We start from the raw sequence: 15,592 nt of genomic DNA, 5'->3' as shown, positions 1-15,592 counted from the left end.
CGTCCGAAACTCGAGCGCAGCCGCTGGGTCAGCGGTATTCGTTGGTGAGTTCGGGGTAGTCGGCCCAGGACGGCAGGGGGCGACGCTCGAGGTAGGCGGTGAGGCGGTCCAGGAGGTATTGCCAGCGGGGGCCGACGGAACACGCGTCGGTCGGGCTGACGTGGCGGCGGATCAGTTCGACGTTGGTAATGACGCCGACCTGGGTCATATGCAGTTCGAGAATGCCGCCGTCGATGTGGATGACCAGATCGTGCGGTGCGCGGCAGTCGTCGACGCGGATCGCGATGGGACCGGGGACCGGACCGTCGGTCGGTTCGATGGTCAAATTGCCGTTGCCGCCGGATACCGCGCCGAACCAGCGGTCGAGTTGACGGCGTTCAGCGCAGGCGGACCATACGTCGAGCACGGGCATTCGGAAGGATCGGAGAAAGTGCAGGAGCACGAGCTCTGGGTCGATCGCCCGATCATGTTCGGGTCGTACCTCGCCGAGCATGGACATCATGGTCATAGCCGTGCCCTTCCGCTGCTGGTCACCGTGCGTTCTACTGTATTTCCCCATTGGCGCCGCCGAATCCGATTCACCGGAAGTGGGGCTTGCGCGTGTCGGATCCCTCGGTGTCCGATTTGTCGGGTCGACGGAAATAGTTGGCCCTGGCCGTCCCCGCAAAGACGGGCAAGGACGGTTCAGCGGGCGGTCAGCAGTTCGGTGGCGGCCGATTCGATTCGGGGTTCGTCCAACAGGACGGTGGCGGCGGCGGGGCCAAGGGGGATGAAACTGTCTTGGCTGGTTACGCGGGTGATGGGACCACTGAAGCCTGCGTCTACCAGGGCGGCGCAGATGGATTCGGAGATGCCGCCGGTGTGCCGGGTTTCATCGGCGATGAGCACGCGGCCGGTGGCGCGGGCGTGATGGAGGAGGTCATCGAGGGGGAGGGGGTTGAGCCAGCGGAGGTCGAGAACTCGGGCGTCGACGCCTCGAGCCGAGAGGCGTCGCGCCACGCGCAGACTCATGGGGACGCCGTTGGCGAAGGTGACGATGGTGAGGTCGCGGCCGTCGCCGTAGACCCGGGCGCTGCCGATGGCGATGTGATCGGTCTCGGAAGTTGGTGCGAGCCAGGCGTTGTCGTCGGGGTGGTACAGATCGCGGGTGTGATACAGGGCGATGGGCTCGAGGTAGATGCAGACCCGGCCGTCGACCCGGGCTGCGGAGACACAGGCGCGAAGCATGGCGGCGGCGTCATCGGCGCGGGCGGGGGAGGCGATGATCAGACCCGGGATATCGCGCAGTGCCGCAATGGAATTGTCATTGTGGAAGTGACCGCCGAACCCCTTCTGGTAGGCGTATCCCGCGATCCGGACGACCATCGGATTCCGGTATCGCCCCTGCGAAAAGTACGACAGGGTCGCGGCTTCCCCGCGCAGCTGGTCGGCGGCATTGTGCACGTAGGCGAGATATTGAATCTCCGGAATCGGCACGAATCCGGCGAGTGCGGCCCCCAAAGCCGTTCCGAGCACACTCTGTTCATCGAGCAGCGTATCGAATACCCGCCGCGCCCCGAACTGCTTCCGCAGCCCTTTGGTGACGCCGTACACGCCGCCCTTACGCCCGACATCCTCGCCGAACACCAGCACATCGGAGTCCCGCGCCAGCAGATCCGCGAGCGTCTGATTGACCGCCTGAGCAAAGGTCACCGGGGCGCGATTGACCGTTGTAGGTTCCATCGTGTCCTGGGCGTTGTCACTCTCGGTGTCGTACGCGGCTGTGGTGTCGTGAGTGGTCGTGCGGTTCAGCGTCGTTTCGCTGGCGGCGTGGTCGGTGACCGGCGTGGCGGTGACCGGTTGCCCATTGCCGAGCGGCTTTTCGTCGCGCTGACTGGGCCGCGCACCGTTGGGAACAGCGGACCGGAGCGAACCTTGACCGAAGACGTCGGCGCGCACCAGGTCAGGGTGTAGCGGCGCCAACGGTGCCATGACCTCCGCCGCGGATGTCAGTTTCGGTTCGCGCCAGACCGATTCGGCCGTGGCGGTGACCCGCGCGCCGATATCGTCGTAGCGTTCGAGGACTTCGGCTGGGGTAGCGATGCCGGCGGTGACGAGTAGGCGCGCGGTCGCGGTGACCGGGTCGCGCAGCAGGTCGGCGGTGATATCGGCGGGGCTGCGGTAGGCCGATTCGACATCGGATCCGGCATGGCCCAACAGGCGAACGGTTCGCAGGTGGAGGAAGGCGGGCTTACGGTATTCGCGAACCCAGTCGGCCGCCTCGACAGCGGTCAGCGCGGCGTCGAGGAGGTCGCTGCCGTCGGCATCGAAGTACTGCAGGCCGACGCGGATGCCATAGGCCTGTTCGATCCAATCCGGTGGCGTCGGGACGCTGATGCCGATGCCATTGTCCTCGCAGACGAACAACAGCGGCAGCGGAACCCCTTGGTGCGCAGTATGAATCGCGGCATTGATGGCACCGGTGGCCGTGGAGTGATTGGCCGAGGCGTCACCGAAGCTGCAGAGCACCACCGAATCCGACGGCCATTCGCAGGCGACGCCGAGCCGCGCCGCGCGTTCGATCGCAAAGGCGAGTCCGACGGCGCGCGGCAGATGCGAGGCGATGGTGGATGTCTGCGGTATCACCGACGCCGGTTTGCTGCCGAAAACCTTATGTCTGCCACCGGATATCGGATCGGCCGCCGCGGCGACCACACCGAGCAGCACATCTCGGATCGGGTCGAGGCCGGGCACCTGCCTGGCCCGGTGCACGAAGAACGCCCCGGAGCGATAGTGCAGCAATGCCGGATCTGTGGGGCGCAGTGCCGCCGCCACCGCCGCATTGCCCTCGTGGCCTGAGGACCCGATGCTGTAGTAGCCGCGTTTCGCACTGCCCAACCGGCGCGCTGCCAGGTCGAGATGCCTACTCGTCGCCTGTGATTCGAACAGCCCCAGGCACTGGGCTCCGGTCAGCCCGCTACCCGGCTCGAGCGGCTGCTCGACGGGACGGCTCGGCTGCGGTGTCAGCGCCGATACCTCGGCACGAAACCGCTCATCAAGGTCGACTCGCTGTTCGCTCACCGTGCGATCATCTCCGACGAACACCACCTCAGGTACCGCATTTGGACCGGATTTCTGAAAATATTTTGATCACTGCGGTAGCAGCAAGGAACTTTTCCGCGAGCATGCTACCTTGAATCCCGGATTTATCGGCGATAGCCGGTACGGCTGGTCAACCGGGGCGAGTGCGCGGCGGCCGATCCGCGGCCCTCAGCGCGACTGTTCCGTTTCCAAGATCGTGCGTCGCAGCACATCGCGGGCTACATCCAACTCGGACGCGCGCCGATCCAACTCCGCCAGTCGTTCCTGTAGCGCGGGCAGCACCCCGGGACAGGCGCGCAACGCACCGCCGCCACCGGTGCACGGCAGCACCTGCCCGATCACCCGGGTCGAGAGCCCCGCGGCGAGCAGCGCGCGAATCCGCGCCACACGCTCCTCGGCACCCTCGTCGTACTCGCGATATCCGTTATGGCGGCGCTCGGCCGAGAGCAGTCCGACGCGCTCGTAATACCGCAGCAGCCGTTCGCTGGTACGCGTGCGGCTGGCGAGCTCACCGATCAACATGACTTGACCTTCTCATGGTGTCAGGGATCAACACTGGCGCCGCAGCTCGATTCCTGAGGAGAACCGTTGATCATCGACGCACACAGCCACGTACACGACCCGCTCATCGACCACATCGCGCAACTCGATGAGGCGGGTGTGGACAAAACCGTGCTCTTCATGACCAGACCGCATCCCGAACGCGCTCGAGATCTCACCGAACTGCGCCAGGAGATGGACCGCCTGCATCAAGCGTTGGCTGGCGGCGGCAGCCTCGGCCGTGAAACGGCTCGTCGCGAACTCGATGCGGCACTCATCGCGTACCCGGACCGCTTCATCGGCTTCGCCTCGGTACCGCTCGACGCACCCGATATCGAGGTTATTGTCGACCGCGATGTGGTCGGCCGCGGCCTGCGCGGTATCGGTGAGTTGACCCCGCCGCCCGACCAGGCCGCCGTGATCGAGCCGGTACTCCGTGCCGCCAACGATCACCATGGGCTCCCTGTCGTCGTCCACGGCGCTGCGCCCACCACCGCCGCCGACCTGCGCACCCTGACCGAGCTGGCACGACGCTACCCACGCGTACCTCTCGTGGTATCCCAACTCGGCGGAGCGCACTGGATGGACGCGATCGAACTGGTCCGCGACACCCCGAACATGTACCTCGAACTGTCCACTGCCAGTATTGTTTTCGCGGTCCGCCTGGCCATCGCCGAAATTCCCGAGCGCACCCTCTTCGGCTCGGACGCTCCCTACGGTGACCCGGTCATCGCGCGCACTACCGTCGAACGAGCCACCCGCTCCCCACAGGTGCGCGAACTCGTCCTCGGCGCAACGATGCAGCAGTTGCTGAACTAGCCGGGCGCTACGGCAACGCGGCGGCGGCGTCCCGATCCAGCAGCCACGTCGTGGATTCCGACCCGATAGCGCCCGCCGCGGGGATTTCGACCGGGTCGGCACCCGCGAGGGCAGCGGCCACGGCGTCGGCCTTGGCCGCACCGCCGACAACCAATACGACATGCCGCGCATGCCGCACCGCGGGCAGCGTCAGCGTGACCCGCACCGGTGGCGGCTTCGGTGAATTCGGTACCGCGACAACGAGTTCGTGCTGTTCCCGAACCGCATCGGTGTGCGGGAACAGCGAATTCACATGCCCCTCACCACCCATACCGAGCAGATGCAGATCGAATGCTCCGTGCTCGGCGAGATGCGCGTGCACCGCCGTCGAGTACTCCGCGGCGGCCTCCACCGGATCGGGATACTCACCGTCGGATGTGGCAACAGGATGCACCCGGGACCGATCGACCGGCACCTGATCCAGTAGTGCCTGCTGTGCCTGCAGATCATTGCGCTCCGGATCGCCCGCGGGCACGAATCGCTCGTCACCCCAGAACACATCGAGCCGCGACCAGTCGATATCCCCTGGCGACTTGCGAACCAGCTCCAACAGCCCGATCCCGGTCCCGCCGCCGGTCAAGACGACCGACGCGGAGCCACGTGCGGACTGCGCGGCCACCACGACCTCGACGAATCGCGCCGCCGCGGCGGCGACCAGCGCATCGGTGTCGTCGTGCACCAGGACCGCGGGTATTGCCGAGTCCTCACTCATAGGTCACCCTCTCGATTCCGGCGAGTGCCTCGGCGTAGATGTCGTCGGCGTCGAGCCGTCGCAGCTCTTCGGCGAGGCAGTCGCGAGTTTCCCGGCGCGCCAAGGCGATTCGCTGATCCGGATCGCCCGTGCGGGTGAGCGTCGCGGTCCGGCCGGTCTGCGGCCGCTCGATCGCGATCGACACCGTCGGGCGATGCACCTCCACCCGCAACGCACCGGAACGCCGGCGCACCGGGCATTCGAGCCGGGCGGCCAGCCATCCGGCGAGCATATCCAGCGCCGGTTCGTCGCGCAGTCCGGAGACGATCACCGAATCCACCGGCTCGAACGGCGGTTCGTCCATGGCGGCCGCGAGCAGCGCCCGCCAATAGGTGATGCGACTCCACGCCAGATCGGTATCCCCGGAGGCATGGCTACTGAGCCGCTTCTTGATCGTCGCCTGCGGATCGGCGGCGAAGGTGGCATCGGTAATGCGTCGAGTCGCCAAGCGCCCCACCGAATCCTTGGACGGGAATTCCGGGGCGCCGCGTGGCCACCAGGCGACCACCGGGGTGTCCGGCAGCAGGAACGGGATGACGACGCTGCTCTCGTGGTTGATCAGATCGCCCTGTAGCCGCAGCACTATCACCTCGGCCGCGCCCGCATCGCCGCCGACGCGGATCTGGGCGTCCAGCCTGGTCTCGGCCTCGCGATCGCCGCGGGCCAGCACGACCACCCGACAGGGATGTTCGCGACTGGCGTCATTGGCCGCATCGATGGCGTCCTCGGCCTCGGAACTGTCCAAGGTGCATACGACCAGGGTCAGCACCCGGCCCATGGTGATCACGCCATTGCTCTCGCGCAGCCGCACCAGCCGCTTGGTGACCTCGCCGGTCGTGGTCTGCGGCATATCCACGATCATGGCCGCCGCCATTCGCGCCCGGTGCGGGCGAGCATTTCGTCGGCCGAGGCCGGACCCCAGGTCCCCGCCTCGTACTGTTCGGGTTTGCCGTCGGTGGCCCAGTGCTCGAGCACCGGATCCAAGATGCGCCAGGACAATTCGACCTCCGCGTTCACGGGGAACAGCGACGGCACCCCGAGCAACACGTCGAGGATCAGGCGTTCATAGGCCTCGGGAGAGGATTCGGTGAACGACTCGCCGTAGCTGAAATCCATATTGACGTCGCGCACTTCCATGCCCGACCCGGGCACCTTCGAACCGAACCGCGTGGTAATGCCCTCATCGGGCTGTACCCGGATCACCAGGGCGTTCTGCCCGAGATCCTCGGTCATCGTATTGTCGAACGGCAGATGCGGCGCCCGCTTGAACACCACCGCGATCTCGGTCACCCTGCGGCCCAAGCGTTTTCCGGTGCGCAGGTAGAACGGAACGCCCGCCCAGCGCCGGGTGTCGACCTCGAGGGTGATCGCCGCATAGGTCTCCGTGCGCGACTGCGGGTCGAAGCCCTCCTCGTCGAGCAGCCCGACCACATGCTCGCCACCCTGCCAGCCCTCCGCGTACTGGCCGCGTGCGGTGGTTTCATCAAGGGGTTCAACGAGTTTGGTCGCCGAGAGCACCTTGATCTTCTCGGTCTGCAGCTGTTTGGGCTCGAAGCTGATCGGCTCCTCCATCGCGGTCAGCGCGAGCAGCTGCAGCAGATGGTTCTGGATGACGTCGCGGGCGGCGCCGATGCCGTCGTAATAGCCTGCGCGCCCGCCCAATCCGATGTCCTCGGCCATGGTGATCTGGACATGGTCGACGTAGTTGGCGTTCCAGATCGGATCGTAGAGCTGGTTGGCGAAGCGCAGCGCCAGGATGTTCTGCACCGTCTCCTTGCCGAGATAGTGATCGATGCGGAATACCGTCTCCTCCGGGAAAACCCGGTTGACCAGCGCATTGAGTTCGACCGCGCTGTCCAGATCGTGTCCGAACGGCTTCTCGATCACCACTCGGCGCCACGGCTTGCGGCCCTCGGCGTCGGTCGTTGTCGGTTGCGCGAGTTTGTGTTGGGAGAGCTGATCGAGCACCAGCGGGAACATATTCGGCGGAATCGACAGGTAGAAGGCGTGATTGCCGCCGGTGCCGCGGTCCTTGTCCAGCTTCGCCAGGGTGTCGGCGAGTTTGGCGAAGGCGGCATCGTCATCGAAGGAGCCCTGCACGAACCGGATGCCCTCGGCCAGGTGGTCCCAGACCTCCTGACGGAAGGGCGTGCGGGCATGGGCCCGCACCGCCTCCAGCACGACCTCCGCGAAATCCTCATCCGCATAGTCCCGGCGGGCGAAGCCGACCAGTGCGAAGCCCGGGGGCAGCAGCCCCCGGTTCGCCAGATCGTAGATGGCTGGCATCAGCTTCTTCCGGGACAGATCGCCGGTGACACCGAAGATCACCATGCTACACGGCCCCGCAATGCGGGGCACCCGCTTATCCCGCTCGTCGCGGAGCGGGTTCTTCCAGGTATTCGTCTGTGTGCCAGCCATTGGGTCAGTTTTCCCCGGACCCGGCAGGATCGGCAGGCCCGGAGGCGGTAGCTTGCGTGGCCACGGAGGGACCCGATCCTGCCGAATCGACCGCAGCGAGTTCGCTTGCCGTGGCGGTGAGCAGCTCCTCCCACGACTTCTCGAACTTCTCCACGCCCTCGCGCTCGAGTACCTCGAATACCTCGTCCAGGTCGATACCGACCGCGCTGAGCTGGTCGAAGACCGCCTGCGCCGCCGCGGCGGTACCGCTGACTGTGTCGCCGCGGATCTCGCCATGGTCGGCGACGGCCTCGAGGGTCTTCTCCGGCAGGGTGTTCACGGTATTCGCCGCCACCAGCTCGGTGACATACAGCGTGTCGGAGTACTCCGCATTCTTCACACCCGTCGAAGCCCACAGCGGCCGTTGCCGATTCCCGCCCGACGAGGCCAGATGCTGGTAGGTCGAGGTGTGCGCGCCACCATCGAAGACGTCCTGATATTCGGCGTAGGCCAGACGCGCGTTGGCCACGCCCGCCTGCCCGCGCAGTGCCAGCGCCTCCGGCGTGCCGATGGCCTCGAGCCGCTTGTCGATTTCGGTGTCCACTCGCGAGACGAAGAACGAAGCGACCGAATGGATCTTGGCCAGATCGTGGCTGGCGCCCTTGGCATTGCGCAGACCGTCGATGTAGGCGCCCATGACCGCGCGGTAGCGCTTGACCGAGAAGATCAGGGTCACGTTGACGCTGATGCCCTCCGCGATCACCCGGGTGATCGCGGGCAGGCCCGCCTCGGTGGCCGGAATCTTGATGAACAGGTTGGGCCGGTCCACCGTCTTCCACAGATCGATGGCCTGGGCGACAGTCCCGTCGGCATCGAAGGCCAGTCGGGGGTCGACCTCGATGGAGACCCGGCCGTCGACGCCGTTGGAGGCCTCGTAGACCCCGGCCAGCACATCGCAGGCCGCACGCACATCGTCGGTAGTGATGGTGCGGATGGCGGAATCGACGTCCGCGCCTTGGGCGGCAAGCTCTTTCACCTGTCCGTCGTAGGCGTGGCCCTTGCTCAGGGCGCCCTGGAAGATAGTCGGATTGGTGGTGACGCCGACGACGCTACGGGTCTCGATGAGCTCGGCGAGGTTGCCGGACTGGATCCGGTCCCGCGACAGATCATCGAGCCACACCGATACCCCCGCGGCCGAGAGAGCGGCGAGATTTTCGTTCTGTGCCATGAGCTCTTATCCCTTCACGTTTTCCAGGGTGCGCTGCGCGGCAGCGACTACGGCTTCCGCGGTGATCCCGAACTCGCGGAACAGGGTCTTGAAATCGGCCGAGGCGCCGAAATGCTCGATCGACACGATCTCGCCCGCATCGCCGGTGAACCGGTACCACGGCATCGCGATACCGGCCTCGACGGCCACCCGAGCGGCGACCGCGGGCGGCAGCACCTCGTCCCGGTAAGCCTTGTCCTGCGCGTCGAACCACTCCACACACGGCATCGAGACCACCCGGGTTCCGATGCCCTGCGCCTCCAGCGTAGTGCGGGCGGCCACCGCGAGCTGGAGCTCGGATCCGGTCGCGATCAGGATCACCTGCGGGATGCCGGTGGATGCTTCGGCCAGCACGTAGCCGCCCTTCTTGACACCTTCGTAGCTGGTGCCCTCGAAGATCGGCAGATCCTGGCGGGTGAGTGCGAGTGCGGACGGTCCGTCCTGGTGCGCGGGCTCGGAGACCGAGAAGTGCGAGGTGTGCTCGCTGCTATCGCGCTCGAGGATGGTGCGCCAGGCGTAGGTGGTCTCGTTGGCGTCGCCGGGGCGGACCACATTGAGGCCGGGGATGGCACGCAGCGCGGCCAGATGCTCGATCGGCTGATGGGTCGGGCCGTCCTCGCCGAGGCCGATGGAGTCATGGGTCCAGACGTAGATCGCGGGCACCCGCATCAGCGCGGCCAGGCGCACGGCCGGACGCATGTAGTCGGAGAACACCAGGAAGGTGCCGCCATACGGACGGGTCGGTCCGTGCAGGGCGATGCCATTGAGGATCGCGCCCATGGCGTGCTCACGCACACCGAAGTGCAGGGTGCGGCCGTACGGGTTGGCCTTCCACATACCGGTGGAGATCGACTCCGGGCCGAAGCTCGGTGCGTCGGGCATGGTGGTGTTGTTGGATTCGGCGAGGTCGGCCGAACCACCCCACAGTTCGGGCAGAATCGGCGCGAGTGCGGCGAGCACCTTGCCGGACGCCTTGCGGGTGGCCATCCCCTTCGGATCCGCCGCGTACGTTGGCAGATTCGCTGCCCAGCCCGCGGGCAGCTCACGCTTGGCGAGCCGATCGAACAGGGCCTTGCGCTCCGGGTTGGCGGTGGCCCACGCGTCGAAAACCTGCTGCCAGGCCGCATGCGCCTGCCGTCCGCGCTCGACCACCTTGCGGGTGTGCGCGATGACCTCATCGTCGACCTGGAAGTTCTGCTCTGGATCGAAGCCGAGGATCTTCTTGGTGGCGGCCACCTCGTCGGCGCCGAGTGCGGCGCCGTGCGCGGCGCCGGTGTTCATCTTGTTCGGGGCCGGGTAGCCGATGATGGTGCGCAGCACGATCATCGACGGCTTGCCGGTCTCGGCCTTGGCCGCGGCCAGCGCCGCCTCGATGGCGACGACATCCTCGCCGCCCTCGACCACCTGCACGTGCCAGCCGTAGGCCTCGTAGCGCTTGGCGACGTTCTCGGTGAAGGCGATGGTGGTGTCGTCTTCGATGGAGATCTTGTTGTCGTCGTAGATCACGACCAGGTTGCCCAGTTGCTGGGTGCCCGCGAGCGAGGACGCCTCTGAGGTGACGCCCTCCTCCATATCACCGTCGGAGGCGATCACATAGATGAAGTGGTCGAACGGGCTGGCACCGGGCGCGGCGTCCGGATCGAAGAGTCCGCGCTCGCGTCGCGCCGCCATCGCCATACCGACCGCGGAGGCCAGACCCTGACCCAGCGGGCCGGTGGTGATCTCGACGCCGTCGGTGTGGCGGAATTCCGGGTGGCCCGGGGTGAGCGAGCCCCATTTGCGCAGGTGCTCGAGATCGTTGAGCTCCAGACCGTACCCGGCCAGGTAGAGCTGGATGTACTGGGTCACGCTGGAGTGACCGCAGGACAGGACGAAACGGTCCCGGCCGACCCAGCTCGGATCGCTCGGGTCCAGATGCATGGTGCGCTGGTAGAGCGTGTAGGCCAGCGGTGCGAGGCTCATCGCGGTGCCGGGGTGCCCGTTCCCGGCGTTCTGCACCGCGTCGGCGGCTAGAACCCGAACGGTGTCGACGGCCTTGGTGTCCAGATCCGTCCAGTCGTCCGGGTAGTTCGGCTGAGTGAGGGCGCGGATGTCGTCTGTGACTGACACGACCGAGGTTCTCCTGACATTGGTTTCGTCGACGGTGGCGGGAGGGTGCACGCGCGGCGGCGTGGAATGCGAACCGGGTTTACCCCAACTACCCTAGATGTGCCCGGTGACCGGCATGTGAGGAACCCGGCTTACTCCGGTTACGTGTCGTATTTCGTTTCCCGTCGCAGACCACGGGGTTACCCATTCGTGGCCGGGTACCGACCGGTTGCGGCGGTGGTGCGGAATCGCTGCCGCACCGGGCATGAGCGAGGGGCTATGGAAAGAACGCTGTGCGGCTGGGTCTACCATCGTGTGTAGTAGTAGCCGCGCCGCACCAGCACGAGCAGGGAACAGCGCGCTGCTGTTCCATGCCGGATGCGATGCACAGCGTGCGAGGAGAGACAGTGCGGATTGGGCAACAGCCGGGTGGCAATGGCGCACACGGCTCCTCCGCGACGGCGCTGGCCGACCGGTTGACCGGCGATGGCCTGCTGTCCCGACTACTGCGGCGACCGCTCGCCTATATCGCGCTGACCAAACCGCGCGTCATCGAACTGCTGCTCGTCGCGACCATTCCGACGATGCTGCTGGCCGACCGCGGCCATGTCGATATCCGCCTGATCCTGGCGACCCTGTTCGGCGGCTGGATGGGTGCCGCCAGCGCGAATACGCTCAACTGCGTCGCCGACGCCGATATCGACAAGGTGATGAAGCGGACCGCGAAGCGGCCGTTGGCCCGTGCGGCCGTGCCCACCTCGCATGCCTTCGTCTTCGGTGTGGTGCTCGGCATCGGCTCGTTCGCCTGGCTGTGGTGGCAGGCGAATCTGCTCAGCGGCGCGCTGGTCATTGCGACCATCCTCTTCTACGTCTTCGTCTACACGCTCGGGCTCAAGCGTCGCACCTCGCAGAATGTGGTGTGGGGCGGCGCGGCCGGATGTATGCCCGCCCTCGTGGGGTGGTCGGCGGTGACCGGCACCATCGGCTGGCCCGCGCTCGCGCTGTTCGGCGTCATCTTCTTCTGGACACCGCCGCACACCTGGGCGCTGGCCATGCGCTACAAGGAGGACTACCGCGCGGCCGGGGTGCCGATGCTGCCGGTTGTCGCCACCGAGCAGGCCGTCACCAAGCAGATCGTCATCTATACCTGGCTCACCGTGCTCACCACGCTCGCGCTGGCTCCCGCCACCGGCGTTGTCTACGCCGCCGTGGCGCTGGTGGCCGGAGCCTGGTTCCTGCTCATGGCGCACCAGCTGTACTCCGGTGTGCGGCGCGGTGAATCGGTGAAGCCGCTGCGACTGTTCCTGCAGTCCAACAACTATCTCGCGGTGGTGTTCTGCGGACTCGCCGTGGACTCGGTGCTCGGCTGGGATACGGTCGGCAGCTTCTTCGGCTAGTCCGATTGGTGGGCGGCGGTGGCGATATAGCCGTCCGGTCGGATGTGCACGGTGGTGCCGGGGACCGCGTGGTAGGCGGCGTGGGCGTGACCGTCGACGTCTACGACATAGCGTCCGCTCGAGTGGTCGCCGGGGCGAATCACCTCGTACCGCTCCATGCCGGGTTGGTCGGCATGTTCGTTGCTCGCACCGAAGGACAGCACGGTGGAATGCGGTCCCCGGAACAGGTCGAAAAGTCGGATCGGTTGCCCCGCCTCATCTTTCAATGGGGCATCGGGGGCGCGATCACCCGCGACCAGTGCACCCCGATCCGCGGGATCCCGGTAGCTGATATCCAATTGGCGGGTCTGCTCGCCACGCTCCATCGCGTCCGCATGACCGTCGACCAGCTTGTCCAGCAAATCGGTGCTGATACCGAGCACCCGGGCGGCCACCGTTCGCCGCTCGGATTCGTAACTGTCCAGTAGCGATTCGTCCCCAGCCAGGGCGGCGGCGAGCTTCCAGCCGAGGTTGTAGGCATCTTGGATGCCGGTGTTCATACCCTGTCCGCCGGTGGGCGGATGGACGTGTGCGGCGTCACCGGCCAGGAATACGCGTCCCTCCCGGAATCGCTGTGCCAGGCGGATATTCGGCCGCCAGACGGTGGCCCAGGTGAGATCGGTGAGGACGATATCCGGATTTCCGGAGTACCGGTCGACGAGCTGCTGCAGCACCTCGAGCGAGGGTTCGACGTCCTCGAGCAGCGGTGCGCCGAACTGGAACTGGCTGCCACCGGGCAACGGGGACAACACGATTCCCTCCATCGGACGGCCTTCCGCGGCGAACCAGTAGCCGTAGTCGTGATCGAGCGCGTCCGCGCTGACATCGCCGAGCAGCATCCGGATCGAATCGTCGGTATTGCCCTCGAACGGGATGCCGAGCTTTTTGCGGACCGTGCTGCGGCCGCCGTCCGCGCCGACCAAGTAGGTGACATGCACCGTCTCGGTGCCACCGACGTGCGCCAATTCGGCGGTGACGCCGGTGGCATCCTGCTCGAAAGACACCAGCGCCGTTGCCAGTTCGACCCGCACGCCGAATTGCGCGAGCCGGTCGCGCAGAATCGCCTCGGTCCGCGACTGACCGAGCACCCAGAGGTTGGGATAGGGGACCGCGGGCGTCGGCGCGACCGGGTCGGCCATGCGATGTTCGCCCGCGAATTCACCGCCGAAGTACGCGCGCATTACCGGTGCCGGTGCCCCGGCGGCGTGCACCGCGTCCAATACGCCGAGATCGTCGAAGACCTCGATGGTGCGCGGCTGGATGCCGTCGCCGCGCGAGCCCGCGAAGAATGCGGTGGCCTGGTCGATGATGCGCACCGGGACATTGCGGCGGGCCAGGTCGATGGCAAGGGTCAGGCCGGTGGGTCCGGCACCCGTGATGAGCACCTGAGGATGGTTGTGGATGTGGTCGTGCACGATATCTCCGAACTGAATCGACTTGGCGGGCTGCGCAATTGCGGCCCACCTGAACTTTCGACAGGTGTCGCGGACTAGTTCGGGACCACCACGACCCGAGCGGCGCCGAACTGTGCCGCCGCCCACGCGTCCTCGATCTTCGACAGCGGGAACTCCTGCACGGCGATCTCGACCCGGCCGTCGGCAATGAACTGCATGTACTCCGGAATCGCGGCCAGGATCGACTGCACCGAAGCGGATCCGGCGCCACTGCCGGAGATGGTGATGCGACGGCTGCGCAGCAGCGCGGCCGGGACCGCCGCCTCCGCGCCCGCCATGGCACCGATCTGGACATAGGAGATATCCGCGCCGTCCTCGGTCATGCCCTGGCGTCCCAGCGCCGCGAAAGCGGCTTCGGCCGGTGCACCCCAGACATAGTCGAGAACGAGACTCGGTGCCTCGGAGCCGATCGCCTCGGCCAGTGCCGCAGTGGTGGCGTCCCTGTTGTCCTGGAGGGTGACCGTGATCGCGCCGTATCCGGCCGCGCGCTCGAGTGCTTCCGGATTGCGTCCCGCCGCGATCACCCGATCCGCGCCGACCAGAAAGGCGTTCTGCACGGCCAGCAGACCCGCGGCCCCGGTGGCGCCGAGGATCAGCACGGTGCCGAGCGATTTCTCGCCGCCCGAGGCGCGCAATGCGTCGCGCCGCTCGCGCAGGATCAGCCAGGAGGAGAGCCCGGGGTTGAGACCACCGGCGATGCGCGCGGGATCGGCGTCGGCCGGAAGCGGAATCCGCATCCGCGATGGCACCGCCAGGCGCTCGGCCAGCGTGCCGTAGGGAGCCTGCAGGAAGCCGGTGTAGACGAGCGCGCCGTCGGCGGTGCGGGCGACGCCGTCGATGCCCGGGATCAGCGGGTAGGCGTCGGTGCTGCCGTAATGCGTACCGGCCGCCAGCGAGCGCACGATCGGATGAATTCCGGCCGCGACCAGGTCGACGAGTTCCCGCCCGTCGGTCACCTGCGGTTCGTCGAAGTCGGCGTACGCGGGACCCTCGCCAGCGCTGCGCAGGACTGCTGCCTTCATGATCTCCACCATTCTGAATTGAAATTCACTGAATCTGAATTCAGTATGGAGGTTGATAGGTTTTCTTGTCAAGGAGGTGGGTGCGAGTGACGTCGAGTCGCCGGGAGAGGTCCGCAGAGACCGAACAGGCACTGAAGGAGGCGGCGCGGCGGGTATTCGCCGAACGCGGCTACTTGAACACCAAGATCACCGATATCACCGCGGCGGCGGGGCGGGCGGCAGGGTCGTTCTACAACCACTTCGCGAGTAAGGAGGAGCTACTCCAGGCGCTATTGAACGATCTGGCCTCGGCGGGGGATGAGCGCGCGGAGCAGCCCGAGCACAATCCCGATTTCAGTGATCCGGCGGCAGTGCGGTACCACATCGCCGGGTACTGGACCTTCTCGCGGGAGCACGCCGCCGTGCTGCGCGCGATGAGTCAGGCGGCGATCGTCAGCGCGGATTTCGCGCGCGTCATCGGACAGTTCGGTGTCGAGCAGCGCGCGGATATCGCCGACCATCTGGATGGTCTGGCCGACAAGGGATTACGGCTTCCTAGCACTGTCGATGCCAGCCTGGCGATGATGTTCCAGGTGGCTCAGGGCATGCTGACGGCGGTCGAGGACGGGACCGTCCAATTGACCGATGAGCAGGCGATCGAGGCGCTGACGCGGTTCATCTACCGCGGGCTGACGGGACAGGACTACTGATCCGTCGGT

The 15,592-nt window shown here is 66.6% G+C and carries 13 protein-coding genes; 3 read left to right on the top strand and 10 right to left on the bottom strand.

What is annotated here, in order from left to right:
- Positions 1-28: 28 nt before the first annotated feature.
- From ABZW16_RS25770 to ABZW16_RS25760, 3 genes are all read right to left on the bottom strand, one after another.
- The gene (locus ABZW16_RS25770) at positions 29-508 is read right to left on the bottom strand and encodes a hypothetical protein (protein ID WP_354958599.1); all 480 of its coding nucleotides are present in this window, start codon (positions 506-508) and stop codon (positions 29-31) included.
- A gap of 176 nt (positions 509-684) precedes the next feature.
- On the bottom strand, positions 685-3,060 hold the full coding sequence (locus ABZW16_RS25765; RefSeq protein WP_354958598.1) for a thiamine pyrophosphate-dependent enzyme: 2,376 nt from the start codon (positions 3,058-3,060) through the stop codon (positions 685-687).
- Between the two features lie 189 nt (positions 3,061-3,249).
- A complete protein-coding gene (locus ABZW16_RS25760; RefSeq protein ID WP_354958597.1) occupies positions 3,250-3,603 on the bottom strand; it encodes a MerR family transcriptional regulator in 354 nt (117 codons plus the stop codon).
- Positions 3,604-3,669: 66 nt separating this feature from the next.
- Between ABZW16_RS25760 and ABZW16_RS25755 the strand changes: the two genes are divergently transcribed.
- Positions 3,670-4,440, top strand: coding sequence for an amidohydrolase family protein (locus ABZW16_RS25755; RefSeq protein WP_354958596.1), 771 nt, complete (start codon positions 3,670-3,672; stop codon positions 4,438-4,440).
- Between the two features lie 7 nt (positions 4,441-4,447).
- Here ABZW16_RS25755 and pgl read toward each other — a convergent pair whose 3' ends face one another.
- From pgl to tkt, 5 genes are read right to left on the bottom strand one after another with little or no spacing between them, the layout of a single operon-like run.
- Positions 4,448-5,191, bottom strand: coding sequence for a 6-phosphogluconolactonase (pgl, locus tag ABZW16_RS25750; RefSeq protein ID WP_354958594.1), 744 nt, complete (start codon positions 5,189-5,191; stop codon positions 4,448-4,450).
- Positions 5,184-6,092, bottom strand: coding sequence for a glucose-6-phosphate dehydrogenase assembly protein OpcA (gene opcA / locus ABZW16_RS25745; protein WP_354958593.1), 909 nt, complete (start codon positions 6,090-6,092; stop codon positions 5,184-5,186). The genes pgl and opcA overlap by 8 nt, the downstream gene beginning before the upstream one ends.
- Complete coding sequence (gene zwf, locus ABZW16_RS25740) at positions 6,089-7,648, bottom strand: glucose-6-phosphate dehydrogenase (protein ID WP_354958592.1); 1,560 nt, start codon at positions 7,646-7,648, stop codon at positions 6,089-6,091. Before zwf ends, opcA begins: the two co-directional genes overlap by 4 nt.
- Before the next feature lie 4 nt (positions 7,649-7,652).
- Positions 7,653-8,855 carry a transaldolase gene (tal, locus tag ABZW16_RS25735; RefSeq protein WP_354958591.1) on the bottom strand — a complete coding sequence of 401 codons (1,203 nt, stop codon included), beginning with the start codon at positions 8,853-8,855 and terminating at the stop codon, positions 7,653-7,655.
- Between the two features lie 6 nt (positions 8,856-8,861).
- Positions 8,862-11,003 (bottom strand): transketolase, encoded by a 2,142-nt coding sequence (tkt, locus tag ABZW16_RS25730; protein ID WP_354958590.1) that lies wholly within the window; start codon positions 11,001-11,003, stop codon positions 8,862-8,864.
- Positions 11,004-11,389: 386 nt separating this feature from the next.
- Between tkt and ABZW16_RS25725 the strand changes: the two genes are divergently transcribed.
- Entirely contained in the window at positions 11,390-12,379 is a 990-nt protein-coding gene (locus ABZW16_RS25725; protein WP_354958588.1) for a heme o synthase, read from the top strand.
- Here the strand turns inward: ABZW16_RS25725 and ABZW16_RS25720 are convergent.
- On the bottom strand, positions 12,376-13,833 hold the full coding sequence (locus tag ABZW16_RS25720; protein WP_354958587.1) for an FAD-dependent monooxygenase: 1,458 nt from the start codon (positions 13,831-13,833) through the stop codon (positions 12,376-12,378). The two genes, ABZW16_RS25725 and ABZW16_RS25720, sit on opposite strands and share 4 nt — an antisense overlap.
- Before the next feature lie 74 nt (positions 13,834-13,907).
- Positions 13,908-14,894, bottom strand: coding sequence for a zinc-binding alcohol dehydrogenase family protein (locus tag ABZW16_RS25715; protein WP_354958586.1), 987 nt, complete (start codon positions 14,892-14,894; stop codon positions 13,908-13,910).
- An 86-nt stretch (positions 14,895-14,980) separates the two neighbouring features.
- Here ABZW16_RS25715 and ABZW16_RS25710 point away from each other — a divergent pair, with 86 nt between their 5' ends.
- On the top strand, positions 14,981-15,583 hold the full coding sequence (locus ABZW16_RS25710) for a TetR/AcrR family transcriptional regulator (RefSeq protein WP_354958585.1): 603 nt from the start codon (positions 14,981-14,983) through the stop codon (positions 15,581-15,583).
- Positions 15,584-15,592 lie beyond the last annotated feature (9 nt).

The organism is Nocardia sp. NPDC004604 (assembly GCF_040609795.1).
Lineage (GTDB): Bacteria > Actinomycetota > Actinomycetes > Mycobacteriales > Mycobacteriaceae > Nocardia.
This window is presented reverse-complemented; position numbering and strand designations above follow the sequence as displayed.

What these genes read in the sequence shown, in the direction of transcription:
- opcA (WP_354958593.1), bottom strand. Translation starts at nt 6,092, where the DNA reads ATGATCGTGGATATGCCGCAGACCACGACCGGCGAGGTCACCAAGCGG.
- ABZW16_RS25770 (WP_354958599.1), bottom strand. Translation starts at nt 508, where the DNA reads ATGACCATGATGTCCATGCTCGGCGAGGTACGACCCGAACATGATCGG.
- ABZW16_RS25715 (WP_354958586.1), bottom strand. Translation starts at nt 14,894, where the DNA reads ATGAAGGCAGCAGTCCTGCGCAGCGCTGGCGAGGGTCCCGCGTACGCC.
- pgl (WP_354958594.1), bottom strand. Translation starts at nt 5,191, where the DNA reads ATGAGTGAGGACTCGGCAATACCCGCGGTCCTGGTGCACGACGACACC.
- tal (WP_354958591.1), bottom strand. Translation starts at nt 8,855, where the DNA reads ATGGCACAGAACGAAAATCTCGCCGCTCTCTCGGCCGCGGGGGTATCG.
- zwf (WP_354958592.1), bottom strand. Translation starts at nt 7,648, where the DNA reads ATGGCTGGCACACAGACGAATACCTGGAAGAACCCGCTCCGCGACGAG.
- ABZW16_RS25760 (WP_354958597.1), bottom strand. Translation starts at nt 3,603, where the DNA reads ATGTTGATCGGTGAGCTCGCCAGCCGCACGCGTACCAGCGAACGGCTG.